The organism is Dactylosporangium sp. NPDC051485 (genome assembly GCF_040682015.1).
Taxonomy (GTDB): domain Bacteria; phylum Actinomycetota; class Actinomycetes; order Mycobacteriales; family Micromonosporaceae; genus Dactylosporangium.
Map to the genome: position 1 here is coordinate 55790 of NZ_JBFAZW010000055.1, position 17172 is coordinate 72961.

Below are 17172 nucleotides of genomic sequence, written 5' to 3' on the forward strand. Positions count from 1 at the left end.
GGTTTGCGAGGATAGCCAAGTGCCCACCCCGCCACCGCCAGACGTAGTAGCCCTCCACGACCACTCGCCCGACGAGATCGAGTCGGCCGAGGAGCTGCGCTTCCACCTGAGCCAGGCCACCCTCGCCGGCAAGATCGTGCAGGGGCTCGACCTGAGCGCCGTCGACCTGTCCACAGTGGACGTCGCCGACTCGCTGTTCATCGGGTGTCACTTCGCCACCCTCGAGCACGTCGTCGACCTGCTGCTGCGGCGCGCGGTCGTGGTGCCCGAGTTCGCCGGGATCCCCTACCCGACGCACCCCTCCCAGCTGTACAACCCGGAGGACCTCGCGGCCGGCTTCGCCTCCGGCGGCTTCGAGGGCATGTTCGACACCGTCGTCTACCGCCACTTCCGCGCCACCGGGGGCGCCACCCCGGAGATCCGCGAGGCGGTCGCCCAGCGCATGCACGACTCCGGCATCGACAACGCGCTGGCCAACGTGACCGCCGGCTGGATCGGCGCGCGCGGGCCGGCCGCCGCGATCGGCATCATGGGCGGGCACGCCGCGCCGCGCGGCGCGGCCGAGTACCGCAACGCCGCCGAGCTGGCCTGGCACCTGGCCCGGGCCGACCGGCTCGTGGTGACCGGCGGCGGCCCCGGCGTGATGGAGGCGGCCAACCTCGGCGCCTTCCTGGCCGAGCACCCGCTCGACACCGTGCGCGCGGCGATCGACACCCTCGCCGGCGTGCCCGACTTCCACGACCACGATCCCTACACGGCGGTGGCGCTGGAGGTACGGCAGAGCTTCGCCCGCCCGGTCCCGCCCACGCCGGACTCCGCCGAGCCCGCCGACCAGGCCGCCGTCGATCCGGTCGCCTGGGCCAGGCACGGCGGCCTGGCCATCCCGACGTGGCTCTACGGCCACGAGCCGGCCAACCTGTTCGCGGCCAAGATCGCGAAGTACTTCTCCAACGCCATCCGCGAGGACACGATCCTGCGGCTGTCCCGCGGCGGCATCGTCTTCGCCCCGGGCATGGCCGGCACGGTCCAGGAGGTCTTCCAGGCCGCGACCAAGACCTTCTACGCCACCGACGGCGCCAGCGGCCCGTTCGTCTTCCTCGACGTCAAGCACTGGACCGAGCGCCTGCCGGTCCGCGCGCTGCTCGAGCCGCTGCTGGCCGGCTCCCCGGTAGGCGACCTGCGCTCCCTCATCCACCTCACCGACGACGTCGCCGAGGCCGCCGAGATCCTGGCCGGCTAACCGCAAGCAAAAACGGCCCGGCTGCTCAGCCGGGCCGTTCGCGTTTGCGGTGACTACTTGCTGAGCGTGGTGCCGGTCGAGCGCAGGTGCTCGCAGGCCTCGACGACGCGGGCGGCCAGGCCGGCCTCGCCCGCCTTGCCCCAGGCGCGCGGGTCGTAGGCCTTCTTGTTGCCGACCTCGCCGTCGACCTTCAGCACGCCGTCGTAGTTGCTGAACATGTGCGCGGCGACCGGGCGGGTGAACGCGTACTGCGTGTCGGTGTCGATGTTCATCTTCACCACGCCGTAGTCGAGCGCCTCGCGGATCTCGGACAGCAGCGAGCCGGAGCCGCCGTGGAAGACCAGCGACAGCGGCTTCTCCTTGCCGTACTTGGCGCCGACCGCGTCCTGGATCGTCTTGAGGATCTCCGGGCGGAGCTTGACGTTGCCCGGCTTGTAGACGCCGTGGACGTTGCCGAAGGTCAGGGCGGCCATGTAGCGGCCCTTCTCGCCGAGGCCGAGCTTCTCGACCATGGCCAGGCCGTCCTCGACGGTGGTGTACAGCTTCTCGTCGATCGCGCCGACGACGCCGTCCTCCTCGCCGCCCACGACGCCGACCTCGATCTCGAGGACCACCTTGGCCGCGGCCGTCTGGGCCAGCAGCTCCTCGGCGATGTCGAGGTTCTCGCCCAGCGGCACCGCCGAGCCGTCCCACATGTGCGACTGGAAGAGCGGCTCCTCGCCCTTGGCCACGCGCTCGGCCGAGATCGCCAGCAGCGGGCGGACGAACTTGTCCAGCTTGTCCTTCGGGCAGTGGTCGGTGTGCAGCGCGATGTTGACCGAGTACTTCTTGGCCACCTCGTGCGCGAACGCGGCCAGCGCGACCGAGCCGGTGATCATGTCCTTCACGGTCGGGCCGGAGACGTACTCCGCGCCACCGGTCGAGACCTGGATGATGCCGTCGCTCTCAGCCTCGGCGAAACCACGAATCGCCGCGTTGAGCGTCTGAGACGACGAGACGTTGATCGCCGGGTAGGCGAACGCGCCGGACTTGGCGCGGTCGAGCATCTCGGCGTAGACATCGGACGAGGCGATGGGCATGACGGCGCTCCTTGACTGTTTGGATCGTGCGGTTTTTGGAGCCGACAGGCACGGCTCCACGCGGACCGCGCTGTCCTGCCACGAATTATCCCGCAGCCGCGAGTGTCGCTCGACGCCGGGTGACCGGCGCGGGCGATTCCTTCCGGGAAGGGGGACAGCCCGGGGGAAATACCCGCTCCGGGGGCGAACCGCGCGGATCAGTCGTACGGTTGAGGGCGGCCCGCACGAGCGACCACGACAGCGACAAGGGAGCCACCGGCGATGACCCAGCCAGACGAGGACCTGCTGACCGTCGACGACCGACTCGACCCCGACGTCCGCGACCCCGAGGCCCCGCCCGAGGACGCCGCCGAGCAGGCCCAACCGGCCAACCCGCTGGACCGGCCGCAGGCCCTTCACGCACGGCCGTGGGAGGCCAACGAATACGACGCCATCGAGCAGGACCGCGAAGTCGACCTCAACGACGAGTACTGAGCCCGACGGTCCGGGGTCTCAGACCCCGTATGCCGGGTGGGCGGCGAGCCACGGCCCGACCTTGCCGGAGCGCAGGGCGTCGTAGAGCCCGTCGCCCCCGGGCACCGGCAGGCGCCCGGGCCGCCCGCTCTCCGCGGTGGCGGCGGTCGGCAGCCGCACCCCGGCCATCGCGCCCGGCTCGACGCCGCGCAGCATCCCGGCCACCCCGGCCAGCGAGCTGGCGCCGAGGTGCAGCTCCAGGCCGGAGCCGGCCGCGGCGAGCACGGCGGGCAGCCGCGACGGCTCGGACGCCGCCCTGGCCAGCGCCACCAGGTAGCCGCGCAGGGCCCGGTCGTCCCCGCTTCCGACCGACTCCCGCAGGTAGTCGACCGCCTCGGCCGCGTCGAAGTGCCGGCACCCGGGCTCGTAGACCATGGCCGGGTGCCCGTAGCCGGGCGATCGAGAGCCGTCGTCGGCGAGGTGGCTGGACTGCACCCGCCGGTCGACGCACAGGTCGACGCCGCCGGCCGCCGCGGTGATCTTCTCCATCGCGGCCACGTCGACGACCGCGCCGCCGTCCAGCGGCACGCCGGTCAGCCCGGTCATCGCGTCGGCCGCGAGCTGGTAGCCGCCGACGAGGTAGGCGCCCTCGGCCCGCTCCCGGCCGAGGCCGGGCAGGTCGAGCAGCAGGTCGTGCGGGACGACGACGGCGTAGGCGGCCCGCCGGGCGGGGTCGATGTGCAGCAGGACGATGGCGTTGGCGCGCACCTGCGCGGGCTGGTCGCGGCCGGTCCGGTCGATGCCGACGAGCAGCAGGTGGATCGGGCGCGCCGGGGAGGCCACGTCGTGCGCGGCGTGCCGGGGCAGCGCGAAGATGGGCCCGGTGAGCAGCACGGCGGCCACCGTGAGAGCGCTGAGCAGGCCGGTCCAGGCCCAGCGGCGGCGGGCGCGGCGGCGCCGGGCGCCGGAGAAGATGGCGGCCCGCAGCGCCGGGTGGGCGGCCGGGACGAGCTCCTCGTGGCGGGCGAAGGTGTCGCGCAGCAGGTGGTCCATCATGCCGCGTCACCGCCGGTCAGGGCCGGGGCGACCTGGGCCCGCAGGGTGGTCAGCGCCCGGGAGATCCAGGAGCGCACCGTGCCCACCGGGCAGTCGAACACCTCGGCGATCTCGCCGTCGGTAAGGCCCTCGTAGTAGCGCAGCACCAAGGCGGCGCGCTGCCGGCGGGGTAGCCGTCCCAGCCACAGCCACATCTGGTCGCGCTCGACCACGCTGTCGGCGTGATCGTGGACGTAGCCGCCCGCCGCGCGCGGCTCGACGGCGGCCTCGAGGTCGACCCCGCGCAGGGCGACCCGGCGCAGCCACGAGCCGCGGCGCAGGTCGACGTAGGCGTTGGTGAGCATGCGCTTGACGTAGCGCTCGGGCAGGTCGGCGGCGGCGATCCGGCGCCACTGCAGCTGGGCGCGGATCATCGTCTCCTGGACGAGGTCCTGCGCGGTGTGCGGATCGCCGGTGAGCATCACGGCGTAGCGCAGCAGCGCCTGCAGCCGCGCCTCGACGAACTCCTCGAACGTCACACCGAACCTCTCCGCCGGCCCGCTGTTCGCCGGGTCCCCGCTCCATAGACGAGGTGGAACCCGGCGAACATTGCAGCACTACGGGATCAGCGGAGGGTAGCTCGGGTCAAGCAGGCCGCGCTCGCGCAACGCAACGTAGAGCGGCGTCGACTCCGGGTAGTGGCCCCACTGGTGGTCGCCGTCGCCGACTCCGACGCCGCCGAGGAGCTGCTGCTGCACCTGGTTGAGCTTCGGCCACCACGGCTTCGACGGCAGGCCGGAGACCTCGTCGCGGATCTGAATCCAGCGGTACGTGTACCCCAGGAACACGCAGCGCCGGGTGATCTCCGAGTAGTTGAACGAGCGGGCGTGCCAGATGCGGCGGTCGAAGAAGACCACGTCGCCGGCGTCGACCTTGACCTGCGTGGCGCCGGCCGGGGCTGGCCACGGCACGTCGCGCTTCGGCGGGCCGGGCAGCCAGTTGGTCTTGTGGCTGCCGGGGATCAGGGTCAGGTTGCCCCGGCCCTCCTCCGACACGTCCGAGAGCCAGTACGCGAGCTTCACCGACAGTCGCGGCCGCGGGTCGGTCTCGATCTCCCGGTTCTGCCGGCCGCCGTCCTGGTGCCAGTGCCACCAGTCGGGCTTCGGGGCGGGGATCGTCGGGTGGACATCGAGGTGCGAGTGGTAGATGTGCACGTTCCAGCCGAGCGTCGACCACACCATCGGCAGCGTGGCCGGGTGGTCGATCAGGTCCGCCAGCTCCGGGCAGCTGGTGACCGCGCTGAGCAGGTGGAGCGAGCCGTCCGCCGCGCGCGGGTGGGTGGCGTGCGCGACGTCGAGCACCGACGCGTAGTGGCGCACCTCGTCCGGGCTCAGCACACCCTTGAGCACCAGGTAACCGTCCGTGTCGAACTGCTCCCGCTGCTCGCTCGTCATCGGCACCCAGCCGGCACCGGTCGCCGCCCTGGCAGTCGTCGTCGCAGACATGCCCCGTCTCCAGTCCGGCGCCGTCCACCGGCGCCTCCAAACCGCTAGACGAGCCGAGGACACCTTCCCGTGGTCGCCCTTTCGGTCAAGGTCTTCTAGCCGAAACGAACGCAACGATATCGAAGGCCGTAACGTCGGTGTCACGCCACCGGCTACGGAGCGTCACGTGGCGAAGGAAACCGCCGCGTAGCCGACCACCCGGTCGGCGGGGCCGCCCTCATCGGCGGACGTCGCGGTGTGCAGCAGGCGCACCCGCGGCTCCAGGTCACGCGCCCAGGCCAGCAGGCCTCGCAGCGCATAGCGCCCGCAGGCGTCGCGCTCGCCGATGCGATCCGGCTCCAGCCGTACGATGGCGGCGGTGGTGTCCTTGTCGACGCGCTCAGCGTCGGCCCGGGGCAGGTAGTGCGACAGGTCGGTGCTGCACAGCACCAGCGAGCCCGGCACGGCGACGGCGGACAGCAGCGCGGCCACCGCCTCGGGCTGCGCCGGCCCGACACACACCGGCAGCACCCGGCCGAACCCCAGGACCTGCAGGAACGGCAGTTGCACCTCGATCGAGTGCTCGGGCGCGTGCGGCCCGTCGTCGACGACGGCCAGCCCGCCCGCCACCAGGTCGCGCGCGCCCTCGACGTCGATCTCCACCTCGCCCAGCGGCGTCGACCAGACGGGCTCGGCCGGCACGGCGGCCCCGCGCAGCGGCACCCGATGGGCCGGGCCGAGCAGCACCACCCGGCCGGACTCGCGGCCGGCCAGCCGGGCGTAGACGTGCGCGGCCGTCGGGCCGGACCAGCGGTAGCCGGCGTGCGGCACCACGTACGCGAACGCGTCGTCGGGCTCCACCGGCACGGACGCCAGCAGGTCCTCGACGGTGGCGCGCAGCCGCGCCGGGTCGCCCGGGTAGAAGCTCCCGGCCACCGCGGGCGGCCTCACGCCACGCTCACTGGCAGCCGCCGCCGGCCCCACGCCCCGACCGGGCCCTCGTAGACGCCCGGCATCGCATATCCGCAGGCGGCGCAGTGCCCGTCGGCGGTGAGCCGGTAGGACACCATCTCGTACCAGTCGCGCTCGACCGCCGCGGCGCCGCAGCCCGGGCAGCGGGTCGTCTGGCCCTCCGGGTCGTGGACATTGCCGGTGTACACGAAGCGCAGCCCGGCCTCGAGCGCGATCCGCCGGGCACGGCGCAGCGTCTCCGGCGGGGTGGGAGGCACGTCGCGCATCTTGAAGTCGGGGTGGAACGCGGAGAAGTGCAGTGGCACGTCCGGGCCCAGGTGCGACAGGAACCAGTCGCACTGCCGGCGCAGCTCGTCGTCGCCGTCGTTGCGGTCGGGGATCAGCAGCGTGGTGACCTCGAACCAGACGTCGGTGCCGCGGAGGTACTCCAGGGTCTCCAGCACCGAGGCCAGCCGCGCGAACGTGATCTTCTCGTAGAAGTGCTCGCTGAAGGCCTTGAGGTCGATGTTGGCCGCGTCGATATGCCGGTAGAACTCCTCGCGCGGCGCGGGGTTCATGTAACCGGCCGAGACGGCGACCGCCTTGATCCCGCGGGCTCGGCAGGCGTCGGCGACGTCCATGGCGTACTCCATGAAGATCACCGGATCGTTGTAGGTGAACGCGACCGAGCGGCAGCCCAGGCGCTCGGCCGCGGCGGCGAGCTCCTCCGGGCCGGCCGCCGAGCCCAGCGTGTCGATCTCCCGGCTCTTGGAGATGTCCCAGTTCTGGCAGAAGCGGCAGCCGAGGTTGCAGCCCGCGGTGCCGAAGGACAGCACCGGCGTGCCCGGCAGGAAGTGGTTGAGCGGCTTCTTCTCGATCGGGTCGACGCAGAAGCCGGACGAGCGGCCGTAGGTGGTCAGCACGATCTCGTCGTGCTCGCGCTGCCGGACGAAACAGAAGCCCCGCTGCCCCTCGTGCAGCCGGCAGTTTCGCGGGCACACGTCGCACTGCACCCGCCCGTCGTCGAGCCGGTGCCAGTGTGCGGTCGCCACCACCGCCATACCTCGAGGCTAGCGCGCCGAAAAGCGCTCGGCGGAGCCATTTTCCGTCCCGCATGCTGAAGCCGTGCTGCTGACCGTGACCACGACCCACCGCCCGGCCACCGACCTCGGCTACCTGCTGGTCAAGCACCCCGACCGGATGCAGAGCTTCGAGCTGGCCTACGGCCGCGCGCACGTGTTCTACCCGGAGGCGACCGAGGAGCGCTGCACGGCCGCCCTGCTGCTCGAGGTCGACGCCGCCCGGCTGCGGGGCCGCTCGGCGGACGAGACGTTCACGCTGCACCAGCACGTCAACGACCGGCCCTACGCCGCCTCCAGCCTGCTCGCCGTCGCCTTGGGCAAGGTGCTGCGCACCGCCATGCGCGGCGACTCCCGCGACCGCCCGGAACTGGCCGCCACCCCGATCCCGCTGGAGCTGCACATCCCGGCGCTGCGCGGGCGGGGCGGCGCCGAGGAGCTCTTCGCGCCGCTGGGCTGGGCGGTGGAGGCGACTCCGATCCCGCTGGACGCCGAGCATCCCGAGTGGGGCCCGAGCCGGTACGTCGACCTGCGCCTCACCGGCACCATGCGCCTCGCCGACGCGCTCAACCAGGTGTACGTCCTGCTGCCCGTCCTCGACGACGCCAAGCACTACTGGGTCTCCCCCGACGAGGTCGACAAGCTGCTGCGGGCCGGCACCGGCTGGCTCGCCGGCCACCCGGGCAAGGCGCTCATCGCCAAGCGGTACCTGGCCCATCGCGCGGCGCTGACCACGGCCGCGCTCGACCGCTTGTCCGATTCGGATGTTTCGACGGTCTCCCCCTTGCCGGCACCCCGGCCCGAGTCGCTGCACCAGCTGCGGCGGGCGGCGGTGGTGCGGGCGCTGGCCGAGTCCGGCGCCGCCCGGGTGCTCGACCTGGGCTGCGGGCCCGGGGCGCTGCTCGGGGAGCTGGTGCGCGACCCGCGGTACACGGAGATCGTCGGCGCCGACGTGAGCGCCGGCGCCCTCGCCCAGGCCGCCCGCCGCCTGCACCTCGACCGGCTGCCCGAGCGGCAGCGGGCCCGCATCCGGCTGCTGCAGTCCGCCCTGACCTACCGCGACGACCGGCTCAAGGGCTTCGACGCCGCGGTGCTCATGGAGGTCGTCGAGCACGTCGACCCGCCCCGGCTACCGGCGCTGGAGGCGAGCGTCTTCGGCCACGCCGCCCCGGCGACCGTGGTCGTGACCACGCCCAACGTCGAGTACAACGCGCTCTACCCGGGCCTGGCCCCCGGCCGCCTCCGCCACGCGGACCACCGCTTCGAGTGGGACCGCGCGCAGTTCGGCGCCTGGTGCGACGCGGTCGCGGCCCGCTACGGCTACAAGGTCACCCGCTCCGGCATCGGCCCCTCCGACCCCGTCGCCGGCTCTCCCACCCAGATGGCGGTGTTCTCGCTGTGAAGATCCCCGAGCTGTGCCTCGTCGCCCTCGTCGGTGTGACCGGGTCGGGCAAGTCGACCTTCGCGCGGCGGCACTTCGCGCCCACGCAGGTGCTCTCCTCCGACGCATTCCGGGCCCTGGTCGCCGACGACGAGAACGACCAGTCCGCCTCCGGCGACGCCTTCGACGCTCTGCACTACGTGGCCGGCAAGCGGCTGCGGGCCGGGCGCCTCACCGTCGTGGACGCCACCAACGTGCAGGCCCACGCCAGGCAGGGGCTGGTGGCGCTGGCCCGCGAGCACGACGTGCTGCCGGTGGCCATCGTGCTGGACGTGCCCGAGGACGAGTGCTGGGCCCGCACCCAGGCCCGCCCGGACCGCGACTTCGGCCGCCCGGTCGTGGCGCGGCAGCACCGCGACCTGCGCCGCTCGCTGCGCGGCCTCGCCCGGGAGGGCTTCCGGCAGGTCCACGTGCTGCGCGGGCCGGAAGAGATCGCGGCGGCGACCGTCGAGCTGGAGCCGCTGTTCAACAACCGGCGGGAGCTCACCGGGCCCTTCGACATCATCGGGGACGTCCACGGCTGCCGGGCCGAATTGGAGGTACTGCTGGATCGTCTCGGTTATGTGCTCTCGCGCGACTCGCTCGGGCGGCCCGTCGGGGCGGCGCACCCCTCGGGGCGGACCGCCGTCTTCGTGGGCGACCTGGTCGACCGGGGCCCGGACTCGCCCGGCGTGCTGCGCCTGGTCATGGGCATGGTCGCGGCCGGCACCGCGCTGTGCGTCTCCGGCAACCACGAGGCCAAGCTGCTGCGGGCGCTGCGCGGCGCTCGGGTCACGGTCTCGCACGGGCTGGACGCGACCCTGGAACAGCTCGCCGCGGTGCCCGACCTGGACGCCGTGCCGTTCCTGGACGGCCTGATCAGCCACTACGTGCTCGACGGCGGACGCCTGGTGGTGGCGCACGCCGGGCTCAAGGAGGCGTACCACGGGCGGGCCTCCGGGCGGGTGCGGTCCTTCGCGCTCTACGGCGACACCACCGGCGAGACCGACGAGTACGGGTTGCCGGTCCGATACCCGTGGGCGCAGGAGTACCGCGGCCGGGCCATGGTCGTCTACGGCCACACCCCCACCCCGGCGGCCGAGTGGGTCAACAACACCATCTGCGTCGACACCGGCTGCGTCTTCGGCGGTTCCCTGACCGCCCTGCGCTACCCGTCGCGGGAGCTCGTCTCGGTCCCGGCCGCGCGCGAGTACTACGCCCCGGTCCGGCCGCTGGCTCCGGCCTCGCCCTTGAGTCTGCCTTCGTCCTTGAGTCTGCCCGACGCCTTCGACCTTGCCGACGTCATCGGGAGGCGCTCCCTGGAGACGCCGGCCGGGCGGGTCACCGTCGCCGCCGAGAACGCCGCGGCGGCGCTGGAGGTCATGAGCCGGTTCGCGGTCGACCCGTCCTGGCTGGTGTGGCTGCCGCCGACGATGGCGCCCGCGTCGACGTCGGTGCAGGAGGGGTACCTCGAACACCCGGTCGAGGCGCTGGTCGACTACGCCCGGGCCGGCGTCCCGCTGGTCGTCTGCCAGGAGAAGCACATGGGCTCCCGCGCGGTGCTCAACGTGCGCCGCGACGGCACCGGCGCGATCTGGACCCGCACCGGCCGCCCGTTCTTCCCCGACGCCGCCCCGCTGGTTTCGCGGGTCGTGGCCGCGGTCGACGCCGCCGGCCTGTGGGACGAGCTCGGCTCCGACTGGCTCCTGCTCGACGCCGAGGTGCTGCCCTGGTCGGCCAAGGCCGAGCCGCTCATCCGCGACCAGTACGCGAGCGTGGCCGCCGCGGCCGGTGCCGTGCTGCCCGCCGGCCGCGCCGCCCTGGCCGCCGCGGCCGCCCGCGGCATCGACACCGGCGACCTGGCCGGTCGCCTGGCCATGCGCGAGACCGCGATCGGGAAGTTCACCGACGTGTACCGCCGCTACTGCTGGCCCACCGACGGCCTGTCCGGCCTGCGGCTGGCCCCGTTCCACGTGCTCGCCGCCGAGGGGGCCAACCACGCCCGGCGCCCGCACGAGTGGCACCTGGCGCTGGTGGACCGGCTGGTCGAGGCCGACCCGGAGCTGTTCGCCACCACCCGGCGCCTCGTGGCCGACCCCGCCGACCCGGCCGCCGTGGCCGCCGCGACCCGCTGGTGGCTGGACCTGACCGAGGCCGGCGGCGAGGGCATGGTGCTCAAGCCGGCCGCCGACGCCGGCCCGCGGGTCCAGCCGGCGCTGAAGTGCCGCGGAAGGGAGTACCTGCGGATCATCTACGGCCCCGACTACACCGAACCGGACCGCCTGACCGCCCTGCGCAACCGCGCCCTCGGTCGCAAGCGCGGCCTCGCCCTGCGCGAACAGGCCCTGGGCCTGGCGGCGCTCGACCTGCTGGCCATCGGCTCCCAGCCCTGGCGCGTCCACCAACTCGTGTTCGCCGTGCTGGCCTGCGAATCCGAGCCCGTGGATCCGCGGTTGTAATGGGCCTCACGTACCCTGGTGACCCGTGGGAGATACGACGCGCGCCGTGGGCGACCTGCTAGCAGTCAATCCGCTCGACGCGAAGGGGCTGCTGAACACGTTCGGCGTGATCGGGGTCTGGCTGATCATGTTCGTCGAGACCGGCCTGCTCGTCGGCTTCTTCTTCCCGGGCGACTCGCTGCTCTTCCTGGCCGGCGTCGCGTCGTCGGCCGCCGCCAGCGACCTGCTCGGCACCAAGATGAGCCTGCCGCAGCTGCTCATCGGCGCCCCGATCTGCGCGATCGCGGGCGCCCAGCTCGGCCACTACCTCGGCGCCCGCTACGGCCGCCGCATGTTCGACCGCCCCAACTCGCGGATCTTCAAGCGGGAGTACGTCGAGAAGGCCGAGCACTACTTCGCGAAGTTCGGCCCGGCGAAGGCGGTCGTGCTGGCCCGCTTCATCCCGATCGTGCGCACCTTCCTCAACCCGGTCGCCGGCGTCGTGGGCATGCCGGCCCGCCAGTTCCTCATCTGGAACATCGTCGGCGGCGTCCTGTGGACCGACGGCATCCTCCTCGCCGGCTGGGCCCTGGCCAGCAAGATCCGCGACCTGATCCCGCCGGAGAAGATCGACACCTACCTCCTGCCGGCGGTCCTGCTCATCGTCCTGATCTCCGCCCTGCCCATCTTCATCGAGATCTTCCGAGGCTGGCGCGAACGCCGCCGCGGCGTCGCCCACACCTCGTCGTCCTCGTCGTCCTCGGGCTCCTCCTACGATGACCCCTCCAACGCCCCGACCGCCGTCTTCCCGACCATTCCCCCGGCGGACCGCCCGGGAAGCCACCGAGTGCGCGACTAGTAACGCTGCGAAGTCGGTTTTTTGGGGTGGTGTACCGTGGGTGATGAACGGTCCGGCACCGCGGCGCATGGGAATAGGTCGATCGCTTACATAGACCGCCACCGACCGGAACCGCCCCAGCAAGGCCGGCAACGACTCACCGGATCGCGCGTGTCACCCACGCGCGATCGCGGCGAACCCGGAAGCTCCGGCCGTTCGGTCGCTTCACCGGGGGAGGCGCGACTAGATCGGGTAGACGCAGGTAGGACGGGCCCGGCGCGGGCCCACACGACAGGCAGCTGCAACTCGGTTGGTTGATTCGGTGCGGCGCGGACGACAGCTGACGTAGCCCGACCCGAACCGTAGGCCCACCCGGCGCGGGCCCGGACCGCAACCCGTGCTTCGGCACGGAGGACGACGACAGGCCGGCTTCGGCGCAGCCCGGCTTTGGCGCCGACGACGACAGGCCGGCTTCGGCGCGAGGCTGGCTTCCTCGCGGGGCGGCACGGGGCGGACGACAGGCTGGTGCAACTCGAGCCGCACCGCCGGCCCGACGCGGGCCCGGTTCGGACTGCGGCCCGAACCCCGGCAGACAGGCCCCAGCGCGGTAGGCCACAACACGCACGGTGGACGGCGAGGCTGGGCAGACTCAGTCCGGGCGGCGGCCCCACGACCGGCCGGGGTCGGTCAGCTCGACCGGATGAGCGCCTGGAGGAAGATGTTGCCGATCTGCTCCGGGTCCTGCACGACGAACGCCCGCCCGCCCGTGGTCGCCGCGATGGTGTCGAGCTCCTGCTTGTTGGCGTCGAGCCCGATGCCGAGCAGGACGACGCGCACCGGCCGGGTCGGGTCGGTGGCCCGCTCCAGCTCCAGCTGCAGGGTCTCCAGGCTCATGCCGGGCTTGGAGTTGGCGCCGTCGGTGAAGACCACGACGGTGTTCGAGCGGCCCTCCTTGTACCCGTCCTGGAGGGACCGGTAGGCGGCGAGGACCGTCTCGTACAGGCCGCAGGTGTCGGTCGGCGCCGCCTTGGCCGCCTCGACCGCGCTGGTCAGGCGGGCGCGCTGGCCCTTCGTGAGCGCGGACACCGGGACGACCTGCTGGTAGCCGGCCGCGTACGCCCACAGGCCGAGCTCGCTGTCGTCGGTGAACAGGCCCAGGCCATCGGTCGCCGCTTTGCGCAGCACCTCGAGGCGAGACGGGCCGCCCTTGGTGATCGGGCGGGTCATCGACGAGGTGACATCCACGAGTGTGAGGACCCGGGACGGCGCGGTGGTGGCGTTCCAGTAGCCGAGCACCTCGGTGATCTTCTTGGCGTCGGTCAGGGGCCTGACCAGGGTCTCGGCCTGGGACACGCCGCGGGCGGTCGGGAAGGCGGCGCCGGTGGAGCCGTCGGGGCCGCGGAAGCCTCGCCGGGCGAAGAGATCGCGGGCCCCCGTCAGGGCGGTGCGCAGCAGTTCGGCCGCGGCCAGGCTCGAGGCCGGCTGGCCGCTCACCACGGCGTACGGGTAGTCCAAGGTCACGGACGGATCTAGCGACATCACCGCCAATCCGGACAAATCACCATCAGTCGCCGCATGAGATGAAAAATCAGATTTGACCAGGACCCGCTGCTCGCTCGTCAGGACCGCCTGCGCGCCAGTCGCGGCGGCGTTCAGCAAGGCGGGCTGGTCCTCGGACAACGCGATCGAGCGGTACGCGCGCACCATGTCGACCAGGCGCGTCGGGTCGGTGGCGATGCTGTCGTACAACAGTCCCGCGCCCGCCAGGCCCGCCGTGCTCCGCCGCGGATCGACCGCGCCCACCTGCAACTGCCGGGCCGCCACCTTCGACAGCAGCGTGTTCACCTGCGCGGCGCCGATCGTGTGCCCGCCCAGGCCCGCGGCCACCTGCTCGGTCGCGGCCAGGACGACCGGGCTGGCCGCCACCGAGGTGACCTGCGCCTCGAAGGCCTCGCGGTCCACGGCCCGCACCCGGGTCAGCCACGCGGTCGAGTCCGGGATCCACACCGTCGGCACGTCCGCGTCGGCGGGCGACGGGCCGGCCGGGGCCCCCGGGATGACCACCCCACCGTTGCGGGCCGCCAGCAGCGCGGCCACGTCGGCGGACTCGGCGGCGCGCACCTCCACCCGGATGCAGTCCCCCCGCACCTCCGGGCCGCTCGCGGTGAACCTCGCGGCGGCGTCGCGCACGGCCGGAGCGATCCGGGGCGGCCGCCACCGTGAGCCGCACGCCGCCGGAGCAGGAGCCGCCGCCGGACAGCGCGCGCACCGTCACGACCCCCGCGGCAGCCAGCGCCACAACCGCGCCGATCGCGATGGGGATGCGCAGCGACCGGCCACGGTTCGGTACATCCACTGTTCACGCCCCCTTGACCTGCGGTTCAACGGAGGCCGAGTCTAGGCCGAAGATTTTCTCAGGCCGTGGCGCCCGGGGCGATCAGCCAGTCGGTGGGCAGCGGCGCGAGCGGGCGGCCGAGGGCCAGGGCGCGGTAGGTCAGCCGCGCCGCCTCTTCCAGGTAGAGCGCCCGCTTGTGGGCCAGATCGATGGAGTCGGCCACGACCGAGCAGCCGTGCCGCGACAGGATCACGCAGTTGGTGCCGTCGGCGCAGGCCTCGGCGGCCAGGGTGCCCACCTCGGGGCGGCCCGGCGGGACGAACGGGATGGTCGCCACGCGCCGCAGGTAGAAGGCGTGGTCGGTGGTGGCCAGCCGGATGGGCTCGCCGATCGCGTCGAGCAGCAGGACCGTCTGCGGGTGCAGGTGGACCACGGCGTTGACGTCGGGGCGGGCGCGGTAGGTGGCGAGGTGGAGCGCGAGCTCTGAAGTAGGCGACGGCGCGACCCTGTCAAGGGTCGCGCCGTCACTGATTCGGATCCGAACGAATGAACCGCGGTCGAGCCGATCGAGCCAGGTCCCGGCCGCGGTTGCCCAGCATTCGTCCGCGTCTGGTCCTCGGGCGGACAAGTTGCCGCCCGAGCCCACGACGAGTCCAGCCTCCACGACCGTGCGCCCCACGAGGGAGAGCTGGTCGCGAAGGTCTCGCGGCGTCGTCAGCGAGGCGCCTTCTTGGTCGCACGCTTGCGCGGCGGCGTCAGAAGGTCGGCGATGGTGCCGATGGCGGAGGGCACGAGGCGGTAGAACGCCCACACACCCCGCTTCTCGCGCTCCAGCAGACCGGCCTCGGTCAGAATCCGCAGGTGGTGGCTCACCGTGGGCTGCGAGAGCCCAAGCGGGGCCGTCAGGTCACAAACACACGCCTCACCGTCGGGAGCCGACTGGATCAGGCTCAGCAGCCGGAGTCGGGCCGGGTCGGCGAGCGCCTTCAGCACGCTCGCGAGACGCTCGGCGTCAGCGCGGTCAATCGGCTCGCCGGCGAGCGGCGAGGTCTGGGGCAGGGTCATCTCAGCCAGCGCAGTTCCCACGTTTCCATCCTTCCACCAACACCATCGACCCGCCTGCATATGCGCAGGTCCGAATCGACAATTTTTCAGCCCTATTGGCCGAGGTCGGCCAACGAAAATGCTGAGCGATAGCTCAGCCCCGCGGCGCGAACCGCCTTTTCCGCGCCTCTGTCGACGATAACGGCCACACCGACCACATCGGCGCCCGCCTCTCGCAACGCCTCCACGGCAGTCAGCACACTTCCACCTGTAGTGGAGGTGTCCTCGACCGCCAGGACGCGCCGGCCGGCAACGTCGGGTCCTTCGATCCTCCGTTGCAGGCCATGAGCTTTGTCACTCTTACGGACGACGAACGCGTCGAGCGGGCGTCGTCCGCGAGCGGCCGCCGCATGGAGCATCGCGGTGGCCACCGGATCGGCGCCGAGGGTCAGCCCTCCCACGGCGTCGAACTCCCAGTCGTCGACCAGGTCGAGGAGGACTCTGCCGACCAACGGCGCACCAGCATGGTGCAGCGTCAAACGACGGAGATCCACGTACCAGTCGGCAACTTGTCCCGACGACAGCGTGACCCGTCCGTTCACCACGGCGAGTTCGCGTACGAGTTTCAGCAGGTCGTCACGGTCGGTCATGACCGAAGCGTACGCGCTAAACCTCCGCGGTGAATCGATGACCCGCACTCTCGGCCAAATTTAAGGCCGTCAAGTGGACAAGGGCGAATACGAAGGTGATCGCAGCGATCACCACGAGTGACGCGAGGGGTGACGGTGACGGGGGATAACGATGCGCCGATGGCCTGGTAGCGAATCCGAATCTTGCTCTCATTGCATCGTTGCAATCTCGATACATGCCACTGACCTGGCCAAACACCCAAACGGCCAGCTTTGGACCGTCCGGACGCCCATGTGAGCGCTTCCATACGGCCATCGTCCGAACGTACGTGACTACAATCATGTTCGATACACAGGAAATTCAAAGGCAAGCTCAGCGCTCTTCGTGACCGATGCGTCCCCTCGCGTCCCTTGCCGCCCGATGCAGCAGACCGCGCGGCACGTGCCGCAGGCCGAAGACCGCCAGCTTGTACTTCCAACCGGGCACGCTCACCATCCGCCCCCGGCGAAGGTCGCGCAATGCGGCCCGCACCACATCCCGGGCGTCCAGCCACACCCAGCCCGGCATCCCGCCGGTGTCGATGCCGGCCCGCTCGTGGAACTCGGTGCGCGTGTACCCCGGGCACAGCGCCATGACCCGCACGCCGGACGGCCGCACCAGCAGGGCCTGCGACTCGCTGAAGTTGGTCACCCAGGCCTTACTCGCCGGGTACGTCGAGCCCGGCATCAGCGCCGCGAACCCCGACACGGACGAGACGTTGACGACGGCGCCCCGCCCGCGCTCGACCATCCCCGGCAGCGCGGCCAGGGTCAGCCGCATGACCGCGTGGACGTTGAGCCGCAGCAGTTCCTCCTCGAGCTCGGCCGTGGAGCGCAGGAAGGAGCGGTTGAGCGAGCGCCCGGCGTTGTTCACGAGCAGGTCGACCGGCCGGGCGGGGTCGGCGAGCCGGGCCGCCACGGCGTCGCAGCCGGGCGCCGTGGCGAGGTCGGCGGGAATGGTCTCGACGGGGACCGGCAGCTCGGCGGCCAGGGCCGCGAGCCGGTCCCCGTCGCGGGGCCCCGGGGGGAGCGCGGGGGCCCCCGGGGGAACCGCGCCGGGGCACCCGGGGCCCGGGGCCCCCGGCGCCCCCGGGGAAAAGGGGGGCCA

At 72.4% G+C, this 17172-nt stretch carries 16 protein-coding genes; 5 read left to right on the forward strand and 11 right to left on the reverse strand.

All coding sequences use genetic code 11. The features are described from left to right. Positions 1-19: 19 nt before the first annotated feature. A complete protein-coding gene (locus tag AB0M46_RS28480) occupies positions 20-1240 on the forward strand; it encodes a hypothetical protein (RefSeq protein ID WP_363340775.1) in 1221 nt (406 codons plus the stop codon). A 53-nt stretch (positions 1241-1293) separates the two neighbouring features. On the opposite strand, the gene fbaA is transcribed toward AB0M46_RS28480, so the two are convergent. Next, positions 1294-2319, reverse strand: coding sequence for a class II fructose-bisphosphate aldolase (fbaA, locus tag AB0M46_RS28485; protein ID WP_363340777.1), 1026 nt, complete (start codon positions 2317-2319; stop codon positions 1294-1296). A 261-nt stretch (positions 2320-2580) separates the two neighbouring features. Here fbaA and AB0M46_RS28490 point away from each other — a divergent pair, with 261 nt between their 5' ends. Then, complete coding sequence (locus tag AB0M46_RS28490; RefSeq protein WP_344610907.1) at positions 2581-2793, forward strand: hypothetical protein; 213 nt, start codon at positions 2581-2583, stop codon at positions 2791-2793. Between the two features lie 18 nt (positions 2794-2811). On the opposite strand, the gene AB0M46_RS28495 is transcribed toward AB0M46_RS28490, so the two are convergent. The 5 genes from AB0M46_RS28495 to amrS all read right to left on the reverse strand — a co-directional run bounded on the left by AB0M46_RS28495 (position 2812) and on the right by amrS (position 7303). Then, positions 2812-3828 (reverse strand): LCP family protein, encoded by a 1017-nt coding sequence (locus tag AB0M46_RS28495; protein WP_363340779.1) that lies wholly within the window; start codon positions 3826-3828, stop codon positions 2812-2814. Continuing rightward, positions 3825-4346 (reverse strand): SigE family RNA polymerase sigma factor, encoded by a 522-nt coding sequence (locus AB0M46_RS28500; protein WP_363340781.1) that lies wholly within the window; start codon positions 4344-4346, stop codon positions 3825-3827. The genes AB0M46_RS28495 and AB0M46_RS28500 overlap by 4 nt, the downstream gene beginning before the upstream one ends. 78 nt (positions 4347-4424) lie before the next feature. After that, entirely contained in the window at positions 4425-5312 is an 888-nt protein-coding gene (locus AB0M46_RS28505; protein WP_363340783.1) for a phytanoyl-CoA dioxygenase family protein, read from the reverse strand. A 162-nt stretch (positions 5313-5474) separates the two neighbouring features. Continuing rightward, positions 5475-6242, reverse strand: coding sequence for an AmmeMemoRadiSam system protein B (gene amrB, locus AB0M46_RS28510; protein WP_363340785.1), 768 nt, complete (start codon positions 6240-6242; stop codon positions 5475-5477). Beyond that, positions 6239-7303: an AmmeMemoRadiSam system radical SAM enzyme gene (gene amrS / locus AB0M46_RS28515; RefSeq protein WP_363340787.1), complete on the reverse strand. Its 1065-nt coding sequence runs from the start codon at positions 7301-7303 to the stop codon at positions 6239-6241. The genes amrB and amrS overlap by 4 nt, the downstream gene beginning before the upstream one ends. 64 nt (positions 7304-7367) lie before the next feature. Between amrS and AB0M46_RS28520 the strand changes: the two genes are divergently transcribed. From AB0M46_RS28520 to AB0M46_RS28530, 3 genes are read left to right on the forward strand one after another with little or no spacing between them, the layout of a single operon-like run. Further along, positions 7368-8723 (forward strand): 3' terminal RNA ribose 2'-O-methyltransferase Hen1, encoded by a 1356-nt coding sequence (locus tag AB0M46_RS28520; protein WP_363340789.1) that lies wholly within the window; start codon positions 7368-7370, stop codon positions 8721-8723. Next, a complete protein-coding gene (locus tag AB0M46_RS28525) occupies positions 8720-11200 on the forward strand; it encodes a polynucleotide kinase-phosphatase (protein WP_363340791.1) in 2481 nt (826 codons plus the stop codon). Before AB0M46_RS28520 ends, AB0M46_RS28525 begins: the two co-directional genes overlap by 4 nt. 25 nt (positions 11201-11225) lie before the next feature. Further along, positions 11226-12038, forward strand: a complete 813-nt coding sequence (locus AB0M46_RS28530) for a DedA family protein (protein WP_363340793.1) — start codon at positions 11226-11228, stop codon at positions 12036-12038. 666 nt (positions 12039-12704) lie between these two features. Here AB0M46_RS28530 and AB0M46_RS28535 read toward each other — a convergent pair. The 5 genes from AB0M46_RS28535 to AB0M46_RS28555 form a co-directional block, all read right to left on the reverse strand. Beyond that, positions 12705-14207 carry a VWA domain-containing protein gene (locus AB0M46_RS28535; RefSeq protein WP_363340795.1) on the reverse strand — a complete coding sequence of 501 codons (1503 nt, stop codon included), beginning with the start codon at positions 14205-14207 and terminating at the stop codon, positions 12705-12707. A gap of 224 nt (positions 14208-14431) precedes the next feature. Continuing rightward, positions 14432-15031, reverse strand: a complete 600-nt coding sequence (locus AB0M46_RS28540) for a class II aldolase/adducin family protein (protein ID WP_363340797.1) — start codon at positions 15029-15031, stop codon at positions 14432-14434. A gap of 35 nt (positions 15032-15066) precedes the next feature. Beyond that, the gene (locus tag AB0M46_RS28545; protein ID WP_344610977.1) at positions 15067-15417 is read right to left on the reverse strand and encodes a metalloregulator ArsR/SmtB family transcription factor; all 351 of its coding nucleotides are present in this window, start codon (positions 15415-15417) and stop codon (positions 15067-15069) included. Between the two features lie 92 nt (positions 15418-15509). Next, complete coding sequence (pyrE, locus tag AB0M46_RS28550; RefSeq protein ID WP_363340799.1) at positions 15510-16046, reverse strand: orotate phosphoribosyltransferase; 537 nt, start codon at positions 16044-16046, stop codon at positions 15510-15512. A gap of 352 nt (positions 16047-16398) precedes the next feature. Then, the coding region (locus tag AB0M46_RS28555) for an SDR family NAD(P)-dependent oxidoreductase (RefSeq protein ID WP_363340801.1) at positions 16399-17172 on the reverse strand (774 nt) is incomplete at its 5' end.